This window comes from Paractinoplanes deccanensis, from assembly GCF_016862115.1.
GTDB lineage: Bacteria > Actinomycetota > Actinomycetes > Mycobacteriales > Micromonosporaceae > Actinoplanes > Actinoplanes deccanensis.
Genome location: NZ_BOMI01000139.1, coordinates 1 through 14,586, shown reverse-complemented (window position 1 = coordinate 14,586; position 14,586 = coordinate 1). Strand labels below are relative to the sequence as shown.

The 14,586-nt window shown below is 71.3% G+C and carries 12 protein-coding genes; 3 read left to right on the top strand and 9 right to left on the bottom strand.

All coding sequences use genetic code 11. The features are described from left to right. Positions 1–345: 345 nt before the first annotated feature. Positions 346–1,242 carry a lipoyl synthase gene (gene lipA, locus Ade02nite_RS34110; RefSeq protein ID WP_203772841.1) on the bottom strand — a complete coding sequence of 299 codons (897 nt, stop codon included), beginning with the start codon at positions 1,240–1,242 and terminating at the stop codon, positions 346–348. 382 nt (positions 1,243–1,624) lie between these two features. On the opposite strand from lipA, the gene aspS reads away from it, so the two are divergent. Next, positions 1,625–2,890 (top strand): aspartate--tRNA(Asn) ligase, encoded by a 1,266-nt coding sequence (gene aspS, locus Ade02nite_RS34105; RefSeq protein ID WP_203772836.1) that lies wholly within the window; start codon positions 1,625–1,627, stop codon positions 2,888–2,890. Between the two features lie 14 nt (positions 2,891–2,904). Here aspS and Ade02nite_RS34100 read toward each other — a convergent pair whose 3' ends face one another. The 6 genes from Ade02nite_RS34100 to lpdA all read right to left on the bottom strand — a co-directional run bounded on the left by Ade02nite_RS34100 (position 2,905) and on the right by lpdA (position 9,883). Further along, positions 2,905–3,069: a peptide ABC transporter substrate-binding protein gene (locus Ade02nite_RS34100; RefSeq protein WP_203772834.1), complete on the bottom strand. Its 165-nt coding sequence runs from the start codon at positions 3,067–3,069 to the stop codon at positions 2,905–2,907. After that, positions 3,069–3,704, bottom strand: a complete 636-nt coding sequence (gene lipB / locus Ade02nite_RS34095; RefSeq protein WP_203772832.1) for a lipoyl(octanoyl) transferase LipB — start codon at positions 3,702–3,704, stop codon at positions 3,069–3,071. Before lipB ends, Ade02nite_RS34100 begins: the two co-directional genes overlap by 1 nt. 21 nt (positions 3,705–3,725) lie before the next feature. Next, positions 3,726–5,588, bottom strand: a complete 1,863-nt coding sequence (locus tag Ade02nite_RS34090; protein WP_203772830.1) for a DUF6311 domain-containing protein — start codon at positions 5,586–5,588, stop codon at positions 3,726–3,728. A gap of 31 nt (positions 5,589–5,619) precedes the next feature. After that, positions 5,620–6,537 carry a TIGR01777 family oxidoreductase gene (locus Ade02nite_RS34085; RefSeq protein ID WP_203772827.1) on the bottom strand — a complete coding sequence of 306 codons (918 nt, stop codon included), beginning with the start codon at positions 6,535–6,537 and terminating at the stop codon, positions 5,620–5,622. An 83-nt stretch (positions 6,538–6,620) separates the two neighbouring features. Continuing rightward, positions 6,621–8,459: a 2-oxoglutarate dehydrogenase, E2 component, dihydrolipoamide succinyltransferase gene (sucB, locus tag Ade02nite_RS34080; RefSeq protein ID WP_203772825.1), complete on the bottom strand. Its 1,839-nt coding sequence runs from the start codon at positions 8,457–8,459 to the stop codon at positions 6,621–6,623. Between the two features lie 35 nt (positions 8,460–8,494). Then, positions 8,495–9,883, bottom strand: a complete 1,389-nt coding sequence (gene lpdA / locus Ade02nite_RS34075; RefSeq protein ID WP_203772823.1) for a dihydrolipoyl dehydrogenase — start codon at positions 9,881–9,883, stop codon at positions 8,495–8,497. 166 nt (positions 9,884–10,049) lie between these two features. Here lpdA and Ade02nite_RS34070 point away from each other — a divergent pair, with 166 nt between their 5' ends. Beyond that, entirely contained in the window at positions 10,050–10,412 is a 363-nt protein-coding gene (locus Ade02nite_RS34070; RefSeq protein ID WP_203772821.1) for a hypothetical protein, read from the top strand. Between the two features lie 4 nt (positions 10,413–10,416). Here the strand turns inward: Ade02nite_RS34070 and Ade02nite_RS34065 are convergent, their stop codons facing one another. Next, entirely contained in the window at positions 10,417–11,952 is a 1,536-nt protein-coding gene (locus Ade02nite_RS34065) for a leucyl aminopeptidase (protein ID WP_203772819.1), read from the bottom strand. Positions 11,953–12,068: 116 nt separating this feature from the next. Here Ade02nite_RS34065 and gcvT point away from each other — a divergent pair, with 116 nt between their 5' ends. Then, the gene (gcvT, locus tag Ade02nite_RS34060) at positions 12,069–13,172 is read left to right on the top strand and encodes a glycine cleavage system aminomethyltransferase GcvT (RefSeq protein ID WP_203772817.1); all 1,104 of its coding nucleotides are present in this window, start codon (positions 12,069–12,071) and stop codon (positions 13,170–13,172) included. A 636-nt stretch (positions 13,173–13,808) separates the two neighbouring features. Here gcvT and Ade02nite_RS34055 read toward each other — a convergent pair. Next, positions 13,809–14,546: an adenosylcobinamide-GDP ribazoletransferase gene (locus Ade02nite_RS34055; RefSeq protein ID WP_307871244.1), complete on the bottom strand. Its 738-nt coding sequence runs from the start codon at positions 14,544–14,546 to the stop codon at positions 13,809–13,811. Between the last annotated feature and the right edge of the window lie 40 nt (positions 14,547–14,586).

The window sequence follows — 14,586 nt, the reverse complement described above, 5'->3', positions numbered from 1 at the left end:
GGGCGGCCAAGGGCACGGTCACCGCGGGCGCGGCGGCCAAGGGCACGGCCGCCAAGGGCGCGACTATCGCGGGGGTGGCCACAACTGGCGCGGCCGCGAGAGGGGCGGGCGCGGCCGCGAAGGATGCGGGCGCGAAACCGGCCGCCACGGCGAAGAGAACCATGAACCCATGCAGCACGGCCGAGCCCCCCAGTTCGGGCGATGCGAAACACCCCGATAGACCAGGTTAGGGCGATTTGCGGCGCGCGGGACAGAGTTGCGGACGGCGGGGAACACCACAGGCCGTTCGGCTAAGAACGGCGATGCCCCGGCCGATGAGGGGCCGGGGCATCGCGGAGAAACGAGTTACTTACGGGCGTCCAGGGCCTGCTGGTAGAGGCGGCCGGCCCGGTAGGACGAGCGGACCAGCGGGCCGCTCATCACGCCGGAGAAACCGATCTGCTCGGCCTCCTCGCGCAGCTCGACGAACTCCTCGGGCTTGACCCAGCGCTCGACGGGGTGGTGGCGCGGGGTCGGGCGCAGGTACTGCGTGATGGTGATCAGCTCGCAGCCGGCCGCGTGCAGGTCGCGGAGGGCCTGGGAGATCTCGGAGCGCTCCTCGCCCATGCCGAGGATCAGGTTGCTCTTGGTCACCAGGCCGGCCGCGCGGGCCTGGGTGATGACGTCGAGGGAGCGCTCGTAGCGGAAGCCGGGGCGGATGCGCTTGAAGATGCGCGGGACCGTCTCGACGTTGTGGGCGAGCACCTCGGGCGTCGCGCCGAAGACCTCGGCCAGCTGGGCCGGGTCGGCGTTGAAGTCGGGGATGAGCAGCTCGACGCCGCAGCCGGGCTGGAGCTTGTGGATCTGGCGGACGGTCTCGGCGTAGAGCCAGGCGCCGCCGTCGGGCAGGTCGTCGCGGGCGACACCGGTCACCGTGGCGTAGCGCAGGCCCATGGTGGCGACGGACTCGCCGACCCGGCGCGGCTCGTCGGCGTCGAACTCCGCCGGCTTGCCCGTGTCGATCTGGCAGAAGTCGCACCGGCGGGTGCACTGGTCGCCGCCGATCAGGAACGTCGCCTCGCGATCTTCCCAGCACTCGTAGATGTTGGGACAGCCCGCCTCCTGGCAGACCGTGTGCAGCCCTTCCTTTTGCACCAGGCCGCGCATCTGCGTGTATTCCGGGCCCATCTTGGCCTTGACCTTGATCCACGGCGGCTTTCGCTCGATGGGAGTTTCGGCGTTGCGCGCTTCGATGCGCAGCATGCGGCGGCCCTCGGGAGCAATAGTCACAGCCCCGAGATTACGCCTGTATAGGTCGCTGCCTAGACAGGGGCGACGAGGCTCACGTGGCGGCTGATGTGACTGCGCTCACATGAAACGTGTAAATGCGCTTTCGCCTCTTCGACGCCTGGTGTTAACGTCCAGCGGACGGCGCTGACGGAACCGAGTACCGCCCCGATCCGACGGCCGAGAGAGCCACCGGCAGCTGTGAAGGTGGCCCGATCGCCGGGGCGCGAAGACACTCCTGAGCCGTTGCAGGACAAGAGGCGTTCGCAAGAGCGCGAAGGTGTGGTGGCACCGCGAGGATCCCGCTCGCCCACACCTCCCTGGGGCCGCGTTGCAGACACCAGAGGAGGCACCCGCCATGCAACGCATCCTCTCCGCCCACCTGGCCGCGCACGTCCACGAGACCGTGACGATCGCCGGCTGGATCCACCGCCGCCGCCTGCTCAAGTCGGTGGCCTTCCTGATCGTCCGGGACGCCGAGGGCATCAGCCAGGTCGTCGTGACCGACCCGGCGACCCGCGCCCGGCTCGAGGAGCTCACCGAGGAGAGCGTGGTCGAGGTCGTCGCCACGGTCACGCCCAACGAGCAGGCGCCCGGCGGCGTCGAGCTGACCGGGCCGGCGATCCGCGTGCTGAGCGCGGTGACCGTACAACTGCCCTTTGAACTGCACCGCCCCGAGCTGAGCGCGAGCCTGCCCACCCAGCTCGACCACGCGGCGCTGGCGCTGCGGCATCCGGCCCGCCGGGCCGCGCTGAGGATCGCCGCCGCGGCGACCGCGGGTTTCCGCGCGGCCCTGAGCGAGCAGCGGTTCGTCGAGATCCAGACGCCCAAGATCGTGGCGTCGGCGACGGAGTCCGGCGCGAACGTGTTCCGGCTCGACTACTTCGGACGGCCCGCCTATCTGGCGCAGTCGCCGCAGTTCTACAAGCAGCTCATGGTCGGCGTCTTCGAGCGGGTCTTCGAGGTGGGTCCGGTCTTCCGGGCCGAGCCGAGCGACACGGCGCGCCACCTGTCGCAATACACGTCGCTCGACGCCGAGATGGGCTTCATCGAGGACCATCGGGACGTGATGGCGGCCCTGACGCGGACGCTGGCGGTGATGATGCAGACCATCACGGCCCGGACCGGAGAGCCGACGCCGGACGTGCCGGGTGAGATCCCGGCGGTGCACTTCAGCGAGGCCCTGAAGATCGCCGGGGCGCCCGCTGACGAGCCCGACCTGGCGCCGGCGCACGAGCGCGCGCTGGGGGAGTGGGCGCTGCGCGAGCACGGGTCCGAGTTCGTGTACGTGACCGGCTACCCGATGCGCAAGCGGCCGTTCTACACCCACCCGGACCCGGCCGACCCCACGTACTCGAACGGGTTCGACCTGCTCTTCCGCGGCCTCGAGATCGTCACCGGCGGGCAGCGGCTGCACCGGTACGAGGACTACGTGGCGGCGCTGGCCTTGCGGGGCGAGCGCGCCGAGCCGTACGAGGGATACCTGGACGGCTTCCGCTACGGGATGCCGCCGCACGGCGGCTGGGCGATCGGCCTGGAGCGCTTCGTGGCCCGGCTGACCGAGACCGCGAACGTCCGCGAGGTCACCGCGTTTCCGCGCGACCTGCACCGGGTGACGCCCTAGACGCCGGTCATGCCTTAGACGAAGTAGGCGATCGTCACCGCGGCGACGATCACGAAGGGGACGATCGTCATCAGAATGAGGATCGTCCAGGCGATGGGGTGGCCGAAGTTCAGGACCACCCCGCCGCCCTTCTTGGGCACGAAGACCCGCTTGTCCTGCGGGTTTCGATAGAGAGGCATCAGAGCAGGGTACGCAGGTGCCGCTCCACCACGGGCAGCACCTCCGCCACCGGCACGTCGCGGCCGAGCTCGGCGCTGAGCGAGGTGACGCCCGCGTCGCGGATGCCGCACGGGGTGAACCGGTCGAAGTTGGCGAGGTCGCAGTCGCAGTTGATGGCGAACCCGTGCTGGGTCACGCCGCGCGCCACCCGGATGCCGATCGCGGCGATCTTGCGGTCGGGGCCGCGGTCGTCGGCGAGGACCCAGGCGCCGCTGCGGCCGGGGATCGCGGAGCGCGCGGCGACGACGCCGAACTCGGCGCAGACGTCGATCAGCATCTGCTCGGTGCGGCGTACGTAGGCCACCACGTCGATCGGGTCGGCCAGCTTGAGGATCGGGTAGCCGACGAGCTGGCCCGGACCGTGCCACGTGATCTTGCCGCCGCGGTCGACCTCGACCACGGGCGTGCCGTCGATCGGGAGGTCGGCGGGCTCGGTGCGCTTGCCGGCCGTGAGGACGCTGGGGTGCTCCAGCAGCAGCACGGTGTCGGGCTGGGTGCCCTCCACCACGGCGTCGTGCAGGCGGCGCTGCTCGTCCCAGGCCACGCGGTAGTCGACGAGCCCGGGCCGCAGCACGGTGAGCGTAGGTGTTGTCACGGCTCCACCGTACTGCTGCCCTTACCGGTCGAGGGGATCCACTCCGGGCCTGATGCGCCACACCAGGGCGTCCTCGACGTGCTCGGGCGGGCCGAGCAGGTCGGTCGCGGTGATCTCGACGGCCTGGCGGAAGAGCGGCCCCTCCGGGCCGGTGATCTCGCCGTCCGGCAGGTAGACCGCCGTGAGGCCCCAGCGCTGGAAGTCGGCCCGGGCCGCGGCGCGGTCCCAGTTGTCCAGGTCGGCGATGTAGCCGTACAGGGCGGCCCGCAGGAACAGCCAGTCGGTCTGGCGCGGCAGCGCGCCGATGCGCCCCGGCCCCTGCGCGCCCTGCACGTCGGGGCCGAGGAAGTAGCCGCCGGTGATGCGGAACTCGTCGCCGGCTCGGGCCATCGTGTACGCCTGCCAGCGCTGCCCGTCGGCGGCCACGTTGATCGCGAAGGGCAGCGTGCTGATCGTGCCGCCGTCGGCCGCGTACTGCTTCCACGCCCCGCTGCTGATGAACGTGGGCTCCGGCGCCCGTTCCCGGTAGAGCAGCGGCAGCGGGAAGATCGGCACCAGGGCGAGCGCGAGCGCGGCGGTCATCGCCCTCTTCTGCGACGGCTTGCGCGACGACGCGAGCAGCCGGTCGACGACCAGCGCCAGCACGACGGCGAAGACGCCGACCAGCACCAGCGCGAACCGCAGCGGCAGCGCCGAGTCGAACAGCGGCAGCTTCTGCAGCAGCGCGTAGAGCAGCGGGATCGGCTCCTCCTGGCCGAACCACCGCAGCCGCGGCCCGAGCGACACGACGAAGAAGACCACGGCCACCACGATCAGCGCCCGCAAAGTCGCGCGCCGCCGCTCGCCGGCCCGCCGCCACAGCATGACCAGAGAGCCGATCATCAAGAGCATCAGCGGTACGCCGAAGAAGGACGTCTCCTCCGTCGGGTTGGGCGCGAGATCGTTGCCGAGCCCCAGCCCCGCCGCGACCGACCGGTCCGCGAAGGCGAAGTACGACGCGACGTCCTCGGAGTAGTGCCGCTGGTTGAACCCGGTCCCCTTGAACGTCTGCGGCCCGGCGAAGTGCATGTAGAGCGGGTACGCCAGCAGCGCGCCCGCCACCACCGCGGTGAGCCCGAGCGACCCGAGGAACTTCGGCAGCAGCGCCCGCGTCTCCGCCCGGTTCGGCTTCCCGAGCCCCCACACGATCACGAAGAGCCCACCGGCCAGCGCGGTGAAGAACAGCCCTTCGGCGGCGATCGAGAAGCCCAGGGCCAGCAGGACGCCGAGCAGCAGCCCGTTGCGCACCCAGTGTCGCTGGTCGCGCATGCGCAGCAGCTGCCAGAGCACCAGCGGCGCGATCCAGCCGGACGTCCAGTTGAGGTGCCCGTTGGCGTGCGCGATGAAGCCGGGCGCGAAACCGGCGAAGAGCCCCCCGACCGCCGCCGCGACCCGGTGGGGCGTCACCCAGCGGCCGAGGAACAGGTACCAGGCGAAGGCGGAGCCGGCCAGGTTGAGCGTGAGGATCGTGACGAACGAGATCTGCGGCCCGGCGAGCATGGTGAGCGGGGCGAACAGGATCGCGTACACCGTGATCGAGGTGTTGGCGGCGAGGTTGACGCCGTCCGGCACGTTCATGAGGTGGGTGAAGAAGGGGTCGCCGCCGTGCTGGAGCAGGTGCACGCCGTACGCCAGCACCCACTCGAAGAAGGCCTGGTCGCCGAGGTTGTCGGCGACGCCGTGCCGGAACGGGTTCTCCCACAGGCCGGCGGTGACGTAGAGGCCGAGGGCGAGGGAGACAAGGGCGACCAGCAGATGGGAACGGCGCCGCCGCGTCGCCTTGCGGGCGTCGGGGGCTGCCGGTCGATCTGCTGCGGACGGGGTGGTGGGGGCGGCGACGGACATCAGCGGCAGGTTAGCAAGGGCCGGCCGTCGATCAGTGCGATGCGGCCGCTTCGGTGCCGAGGGCGGCATGCAGGGCCGAGGCGACTGTCGGATATGTCCATTGGAATCCGGCTTTCTGCAGGACTGCGGGAACGACCCGCTGACTGCGCCGCGCCTCGGCGGCCAGCTCGCCCAGCGCGAGATCCATGGCCGGGCCGGGAACGAAGAACAGCGCCGGCCGATGGAGAATCCGGGCGAGCGTACGGGTGAACTCGGCGTTCGTGACGAGCTCGGGGCCGACCACGTTGACCGGGCCGGCGATGTCGTCGCGCTCCATCAGGAACTCGACCGCGCCGAACCAGTCGGCCAGCGCCGCCCACGGCATCCACTGCTTGCCGCTGCCCAGCTTTGCCCCCGCGCCGAGCTTGAACAGCGGCAGCAGCGGTTTGAGGATGCTGCCGTCCTTGCCCAGGGTCGGCGCGGTGCGCAGCAGCACGACGCGGGTGCCGGCGTCCTCCGCGGGCCGGGCGGCGGCCTCCCAGACGCGGCTGAGGTCGGCGATGAACGTGTTGCCGGCGGGCGCCTCCTCGGTGACCGGGGTGTCGCCCGTGTCGCCGTACCAGCCGACGCCGGAGACCTGCAGCAGGGTGCGCGGACGGTCGGCCTCGGGCAGGCCGCTGATCACCCGGGCGATCGTGCCGGTGGTGTCGACGCGGCTGGCGCGCAGCACGCTCTTGTAGCGGGCGGTCCAGCGCTTGTCGCCGAGGTTGGCGCCGGCGAGGTTGACGACCACGTCGTGGCCCGCGACCACGGCGGGGTCGAGCTGACCCTGCGACGGCTGCCAGGTCGCCTCGCCGGGCCGCTCAGCCGGCCGGCGGACCAGCCGGGTGACGTCGTGACCGGCGTCGCGCAGCCGCTGCGCGAGCGGCGTGCCGAGATAGCCGGACGCGCCGGCCATGAGGATCCGCATGCGTTCCATCATGCCCCGCCTCGAACCCGTTCAAAACGCGGACGGCCCGCTCGTGATCGAGCGGGCCGTCCGGTGGAACAGGATCAGGCGAGTCCGAGGTCGCCCTCGAAGTGGCCGCCCTCGAGGCGCTCCTTCAGCGTGACCAGGAAGCGGGCGGCGTCCGCGCCGTCCACGATGCGGTGGTCGTAGCTGAGGGCCAGGTAGACCATCGAGCGCGGGACGATGATCTCGCCCAGCTCGGGGTCGTCGATGACCACGGCGCGCTTGACCACCGAGCCGGTGCCGAGGATGCCGACCTGCGGCTGGTTGATGATCGGCGTGTCGAAGAGCGCGCCCCGGCTGCCCGTGTTGGTCAGCGTGAACGTGCCGCCCGAGATCTCGTCCGGGCCGATCTTGTTGTTCCGGGTGCGGTCGGCGACGTCGGCGATCCGCTTGGCCAGGCCGGCCAGGTTGAGGTCGCCGGCGTCCTTGATCACCGGAACGATCAGGCCCTTGGGGGTGTCGACCGCGATGCCGAGGTGCTCGGTGTCGTGGTAGGTGACGGTGCCCGCCTCGAGGTCGATCGAGGAGTTGACCACCGGGTGCTGGCGCAGCGCCTCGACCGCGGCCAGCGCGAAGAACGGCAGGAAGCTGAGCTTGACGCCGTTCTTGGCGAGGAAGTCGGCCTTGGCCTTGTTGCGCAGCTGGGCGATCTTGGTGACGTCGACCTCGACGACGGTGGTCAGCTGGGCCGAGATCTGCAGCGACTCGACCATGCGGCGGGCGATCGTCGCGCGGGTGCGGGTCAGCTTCTCGGTGCGGCCGCGCAGCGGGCTCGGCGCCGGGGTGGCCGGCTTGGCGGCCGGTGCCTTCTGCGGGGCGGCGGCGGGGGCCGGCGCCGCCTTGGCCGCGGCGGCCTTCTCGGCGGCGTCGAGCACGTCCTGCTTGCGGATGCGGCCGCCCACGCCGGTGCCGGTCAGGCTCGACAGGTCGACGCCCTTCTCGGCGGCCAGCTTGCGCACCAGCGGGGTGACGTAACCGGCGTCGCCGGCACCGTTGCCCTGGACCTCTTCGCGCGACGGGCTCGGCGCTGCCGGCTCCGCGTTGCGCTCGGCGGCCGACGGGTCCTTGGCCACCTCGGCCTCGGGCGCCGGGTCCGCGTACGACTCGCCGCCGGTGCCGAAGTCCGGAGCCGGCTTCGACTCTATCTGCGGCGCGGCCGGCTGCTGCGGGGCCGGAGCCTCCTGCTTGGGGGCCTCCTGCTTAGGGGCCTCCTGCTTGGGCGCCTCGGGGGCCGGGGCGGGAGCGGCCGGCTTCGCGTCGGCCGAACCGATGATCGCGAGGTCGGCGCCGACGTCGGCGGTCTCGTCCTCCTGCACCTTGATCTCGAGCACGGTGCCCGCGACCGGCGACGGGATCTCGGTGTCGACCTTGTCGGTGGAGACCTCGAGCAGCGGCTCGTCCACCTCGACCGTCTCGCCGACCTGCTTGAGCCAGCGGGTGACGGTGCCCTCGGTGACGCTCTCGCCCAGCGCGGGCATCTTGACCGCGACGCCGTCGGACGAGGACGCGGCCGTCTGCGGCGCGGGCTGCTCCTGCTCGACCGGCTTCTCGGTCGACGGGGTGGTCGGCGCGGCGGGCTCGGGCTCCGGCTGCTGCTGCGCCGGGGCGGCGGGTGCGGGCTCGGCGGCTCCGGCGTCCTCGCCGTCACCGGCGATGACCGCGAGCTCGCTGCCGACGTCGGCCGTCTCGTCCTCGCCCACGACGATCCGGGTGAGGACGCCGGCGGCCGGCGAGGGGATCTCGGTGTCGACCTTGTCGGTCGAGACCTCGAGGAGCGGCTCGTCGGCCTCGACGCGCTCGCCCTCCTGCTTCAGCCAGCGCGTGACGGTGCCTTCGGTGACGCTCTCACCCAGCCGCGGCATGGTGACCGATACCGGCATGTCTCAGTACTCCTTAACCGCTTCTTTGACGACGATCAGCTGTGTGCGTGCAGGGGCTTGCCGGCGAGCGCGAGGAACGCCTCACCCAGCGCCTCGTTCTGCGTGGGGTGCGCGTGGACCAGCTGGGCGACCTCCTCCGGGAACGCCTCCCAGTTGTAGATCAGCTGGGCCTCGCCGACCAGCTCGCCCATGCGGGCGCCGACCATGTGCACGCCGAGCACGGGGCCGTCGTTGAGGCGTACCAGCTTGACGAAGCCCGCGGTCTTGAGGATCTGGCTCTTGCCGTTGCCGCCGAGGTTGTAGTTGTACGACGTGATCTTGTCAGCGCCGTACTTCTCCTTGGCCTTGGCCTCGGTGAGGCCCATCGAGGCGACCTCGGGGTCGCAGTAGGTCACGCGCGGGATGCCGGCCTCGTCGATGGGGGCCGGGTTGCGGCCGGCGATCTCCTCGGCGACGAAGATGCCCTGCTGGAAACCGCGGTGCGCGAGCTGGAGACCGGGCACGATGTCGCCGACGGCGTAGATGTTGCCGACGCCGGTGTGCAGGCGCTCGTTGGTGATGACGAAGCCCCGGTCGATCGTGATGCCCTGCTCCTCGTAGCCGAGGTTGGCGGTCGTCGGGCCGCGGCCGACCGCGACCAGCAGCACCTCGGCCTCGACGGTCTCGCCGCCGGCGATGGTGGCGCGCACGCCGTTCTCGGTGTGCTCGACCTTCTCGAACGGCTTGCCGACCTTGAAGTTGATCTTACGCTTGCGGAACGCGCGCTCGACCGCCTTGGAGATCTCCTCGTCCTCGGCCGCGACGAGCCGGGGGAGCGCCTCGATGATGGTGACGTCGGCGCCGAACGACTTCCACACGCTGGCGAACTCGACGCCGATGACGCCGCCGCCCAGCACGATCGCGGAGGAAGGCACGCGGTCGAGCTTCAGGGCGTGCTCGCTGGCGATGACCCGCGTGCCGTCGATCTCGAGGCCGGGAATCGTGCGCGAGTAGGAGCCGGTGGCCAGGATGACGTTGCGGCCGGTGTAACGCCGGCCGTTGACCTCGACGGTGTCCTTGCCGACGAGCTTGCCCTCGCCGGCCACGATCGTGATCTTGTCCTGCTTCAGCAGGCCGGTCAGGCCCTTGTACAGGCGGGAGACGACACCGTCCTTGTACGCGTTCACGCCCGCCATGTCGATGCCGACGAGGTCGGCCTTGACACCGAACTGCTCGCTCTCGCGCGTCTGGTCGGCGATCTCGGCGGCGTGCAGCAGCGCCTTGGTCGGGATGCAGCCGCGGTGCAGGCAGGTGCCGCCCAGCTCGGCCTTGTCGATCAACGCGACGGAAAGGTCGAGCTCGGCCGCGCGCAGGGCGGCAGCATACCCGCCGCTACCGGCGCCGAGAATGACGATGTCGAAGTTTCCGCCGTTCGGCTGGCTCACGTTGACTCCAGTGTTCGCGTCGTTGCCATGCGGGTCACACAATGGAAACGGTCACAGTATGTCCAGGCCATCTTGTCACTTGTGGAACCGATCGATGCAGCCAGGTTCCCCACAGTCATGCCCGCTCGACGTACTCTTGCGTCACCGATGAGCGTGAGGAGCGGGTGTGGCCTGGTTTCGGCGGAGCCGGGAACCGCGTCGGGCGGCCGGACGGCCGGTTGACCGTGCCGATCTTGAGTATCTCGCGGAGTTCGTCCGCAGCCGTCGCGGGGTCGAGGCCTTCATCGAACCCCGCACCACGGTGACCGAAACCACCGTATTGCTTGTCGCACACGACGGCGAGTGGACCCGCCGACGGACCGAATCGCCCGAGATCGCCCGGCGCTGGGCCCACCAGCTGAGCGTCCCGATCTACGACATCCGGCTGATGGGCTATCCGCAGCGCATGCGCGACTACAACGCGCGGCAGAAGAAGCTCGGCCGCGACCCCGGGGGCTCCGGGGCGTACCGTCCCGAAACCCCCCGGTGAACCGTCAGCTCAGGCTGTCGATAGCGGCCAGGAAGGTGCGCACCGGGACACCCGTGCCGCCCTTCGACCAATAACCCGTGGCCTCGCCGGTGTGGTAGCTCGGCCCGGCGATGTCGATGTGCGCCCACTCGACGCCCTCGGCCACGAACTCGCGCAGGAACACACCGCCCTGGAGCATGTGCCCGGCCCGGTCGAGGTTCGTGTTCGTCTGCGAGATGTCGGCGATGTCCGACTCCATGCCCTTGCGGACCTCCTCCGGCAGCGGCATCGGCCAGACCGGCTCGCCGACCGCGTCGCCCGCCGCCTTGACCAGCTCGATCGCGCCCTCGGAGCCCATCAGGCCGGAGATCCGCTTGCCCAGCGAGATCACCTGGCCGCCGGTGAGCGTGGACGCCTCCAGCACGTAGTCGGTGCCGTCCGCGCAGGCCCGCGCGATCGCGTCGGCCAGCACCAGCCGGCCCTCGGCGTCGGTGTTGAAGATCTCGACCCGCTTGCCGTTGAACATCGTCAGCACGTCGCCCGGCCGGTACGCCGAACCCGACGGCATGTTCTCGGCGATCGCCAGATAGCCGCTGACCGCGACCGGCGGCTTGAGCGCGGCGATCGCCAGCATGGTGGCGCCGACCGCGGCCGCGCCGGCCATGTCCGACTTCATCTCCCACATGCCGGCGGCCGGCTTGATGCTGATGCCGCCCGTGTCGAACGTGATGCCCTTGCCGACCAGCGCCACCCGGGCCGGGTCGGCGACCCCCTCGGGCACGTAGGTCAGCTTCACCAGCCGCGGCTTCGCCTCGGACCCCTGCCCCACGGCCACGATGCCGCCGTAGCCGCCCGCCTTGAGCTCGTCGAAGTCGAGCACCTCGACCTCGAGCCCGGTGCCCTTGGCCGCCGCGACCACGGCGTCGGCGAACTGCGGCGGGCGCAGCTCGTTCGGCGGCATGTTGACCCAGTCGCGGGTCAGGCGCACGCTGCGGGCCACCGCCTCGGCGCGGGTCACCTCGGCGGACGCGGCGGCGTCGGTCGCGTCCGGCACGTGCACCTGGAGCGCGGCGACCGGCTCCCGGCGCCGCGGCTGCGGCTTGGTCTTGTAGCCGGCGAACCTGTACGACCCGAGGAGCGCGCCCTCGAGGATCGCGCGCAGCACGGTGGGCGCGTCCGCGTCGTCGGGCAGCGGCAGGGCCAGCGCGACAGTGCCGCTGCCGGCGAGCGCGCGCACGGCGGCGCCGGTGCCACGGCGCAACGTCTCGAGGTTCGGCGCGGAACCGGAGGGCTCGTCACCGAGGCCGACGGCGACGACGAGCGGAGCGCTGATCGTGCCGAGAGTGGCGAGCTTGGTCACCTCGCCGGGGGCGCCACTCGCGCCCAGCAGGGCGAGCGTCGAGGTGAGCTTGCCGTCGAACGCGGCGGCGATGCTCTCGGCGCCGGCGGCCGGAAGCAGGGCGCCGCCCTCGTCGGGCTGGCTGTGGAGACCGATGACGATGGCGTCGACGGCCAATTCGGCCGGGTCGGTGTCGACCAGGCTGAGGCTGGGCTGGCTCACTCGGGCTCTCCGCGGACTATCGGGGCCGGGCGCCTCATGGGCAGCAACCGGCTGGTTCTGTGTGGGGTGTCCCCGCGACTCTAACCACATGCAAGGTCACGGGTAAGTTGACTCTCATGTCTGCCGAGGTCACCGATGCCCTTTTCCGCTCTCCGCTGCACGAGCGCCACGTCGCGCTGGGTGCCAAGCTCGCCGCCTTCGGCGGCTGGGAGATGCCGCTGGAGTACGCGGGCGGCGGCGTCCTGAAGGAGCACGCGGCGGTGCGCGAGGCGGTGGGCGTGTTCGACGTCTCCCACCTGGGCAAGGCGCGAGTCCGAGGCGCCGGGGCGGCGGAGTTCGTGAACGCCTGCCTCACGAACGACCTGGGACGCATCGAGCCGGGCAAGGCGCAGTACACGCTGTGCTGCGCGGAGGACGGCGGCGTGGTCGACGACCTGATCGCCTACCTGATCTCGGACGACGAGGTCTTCCTCATCCCGAACGCGGCGAACACGGCAGAGGTCGTACGCCGTCTCGCGGCGGCGGCCCCCGAAGGCGTGGAGGTCACCGACGAACACCAGGCGTACGCGGTGCTGGCGGTCCAGGGCCCGCAGTCGGCGGCAGTGCTCGGCAAGCTCGGCCTGCCGGCGGACCACGGCTACATGTCGTTCGTCACCACCACCCTGAACGGCGCCGGCCTGATCGTCTGCCGCACGGGCTACACGGGCGAGCACGGCTACGAGCTGGTCGTGCCCTGGGAGGACGCGGAGGCGGTCTGGGACGCGCTGATCGCGGCGGGGGTACGGCCGTGCGGGCTCGGAGCGCGGGACACCCTGCGCACGGAGATGGGCTACCCCCTGCACGGCCAGGAGCTGTCGCTGGAGATCAGCCCGGTGCAGGCCCGCTCCGGCTGGGCGGTCGGCTGGAAGAAGCCGGCGTTCTGGGGGCGGTCGGCGCTGCTGGCCGAGAAGGAAGCGGGACCGAGGCGCACGCTGCGCGGACTGGAGCTGACGGGGCGGGGCATCCCGCGAGGCCACATGCGGGTGTACGCGGGGGAGCAGGCCATCGGCGAGACGACCAGCGGGACGTTCTCGCCTACGAAGAAGGTGGGAATCGCCCTGGCCCTGATCGACACGGCCGCGAACGTGGCGGACGGCGACCTGGTCCAGATCGACATCAGGGGCAAGCGGATCGAGGCGCGAGTGGTGAAGCCGCCGTTCGTGCAGCCGTCGGTGCGCTGAGCCCTCCGTAGCAGGCCCACCCACCAGGCCCACCCACCAGGCCCACCCACCAGGCCCACCCACCAGGCCCACCCACCCGGGGGCCACCGCCCAGGTTAGGTGCTGTCAAGCGGCTCAGCCGAGTTATACACAGGCCCGGCGCCGCGCGCTCGGCGTTGTCCACAGGGGAATGGTTCCGCCTGACGGTGGCGGGTGGGTGGGTTGGACTTGCTTGCGGTTGACGGTGGAGGGCCGGGGGTGCGCACTCACGACTGAGGAGCACTTTTACGTCGAGAGTGCGCACCCCCGACCCTCCACCTTGCCTGGTGTCCACTGACGGCCAGGCGGTGGTCCCTCGCCGCCGGCAACGGGGTCGGCGTGGGTGGTCCCCTTGCGGCCGTTGGGGTCGTTGTTCGCTGCCGCGCTGTGGTGCGGGCAGGGCAGATCGGTCACGCAGGCACGCTTCGTTGTTGGTCCATCGGCAATTCCAGGCCGGTTGCGCGGGTTGGTGGTTGCTGACTCGCAGCAGTCAGGCGGGCAGGCACACGTCGTTGGTCCATCGGCAATCTCAGGCGCGGGTCGATGGACGGGGCGGCGCGGCTGGGCATCCCGTCGCGCACTCTTTTGCCTGCACTCGGCCGGGGCCCGGAGAGGGTGTCAGAGCGTCGGGGTGAGGGCTATCAGGGCGATGGTTGTGGCTATCTCTACCGAGGCGCCCAGGACGTCGCCGGTTATGCCGTTGAAGCGGTGTCTGGCCTGGCGGAGCAGGAGGAGGACTGCGGAGGCGGAGAGGGCCACCGCCAGGGGGCCCTGCCAAGGGTGGGCCAGCAGGGCGGCGGCGATGGTCACGGCGGCTGTGGCGGCCAGGGTAATGGCTGGCGGGACTGTGCCGGCTACCAGGGCGCCCAGACCCTCGGGGCGGGCTGCGGGGATGCCTCGGCGGCAGGCCAGGGGGATGGCCAGGCGGCCTGCTGTGTAGGCGACGATCACGGCTGTGGGGGACAGGGTGGTGAGCGTGGCGGTTTGGATCAGCATGGTGGCGGCGATGGCCGCTACGCCGAAGGGGCCGATGTCCGACTTTTTCATGATGTCGAGGGCCGCATCGCCTCGGCGGTAGGAGCCGAGGGCGTCGATGGTGTCGGCGAGGCCGTCGAGGTGCATGCCGCGGCTCAGCAGCGCGGCGGCGGTGACGGTGACGGCTGCGGCTACCAGGTGGGGGGTGTGTGCCTCGCGCAGCAGCCACAGCAGGGCCGCCAGGATCGCGCCGAGCAGGGCGCCGACCAAGGGGGCGGCGCTCATGGCCACGGCGGCGGTCGCGCGGTCCACGCGGCCGCCGCGGATGGGCAGGACCGTCAGGGTGGTGACGCTCAGGCGGAGGCCGTCCAGCAGGGTCACTCGGTCGTGGTGGCGGGGCCGGGGCCGTCGGGGGTGGGCT

Bases quoted from the DNA above. Each gene is read 5' to 3' on its own strand.
- Ade02nite_RS34100 (WP_203772834.1), bottom strand. From the start codon at position 3,069: ATGCCTCTCTATCGAAACCCGCAGGACAAGCGGGTCTTCGTGCCCAAG.
- gcvT (WP_203772817.1), top strand. From the start codon at position 12,069: ATGTCTGCCGAGGTCACCGATGCCCTTTTCCGCTCTCCGCTGCACGAG.
- lipA (WP_203772841.1), bottom strand. From the start codon at position 1,242: ATGCTGCGCATCGAAGCGCGCAACGCCGAAACTCCCATCGAGCGAAAG.
- sucB (WP_203772825.1), bottom strand. From the start codon at position 8,459: ATGCCGGTATCGGTCACCATGCCGCGGCTGGGTGAGAGCGTCACCGAA.
- Ade02nite_RS34085 (WP_203772827.1), bottom strand. From the start codon at position 6,537: ATGCGGATCCTCATGGCCGGCGCGTCCGGCTATCTCGGCACGCCGCTC.
- Ade02nite_RS34090 (WP_203772830.1), bottom strand. From the start codon at position 5,588: ATGTCCGTCGCCGCCCCCACCACCCCGTCCGCAGCAGATCGACCGGCA.
- aspS (WP_203772836.1), top strand. From the start codon at position 1,625: ATGCAACGCATCCTCTCCGCCCACCTGGCCGCGCACGTCCACGAGACC.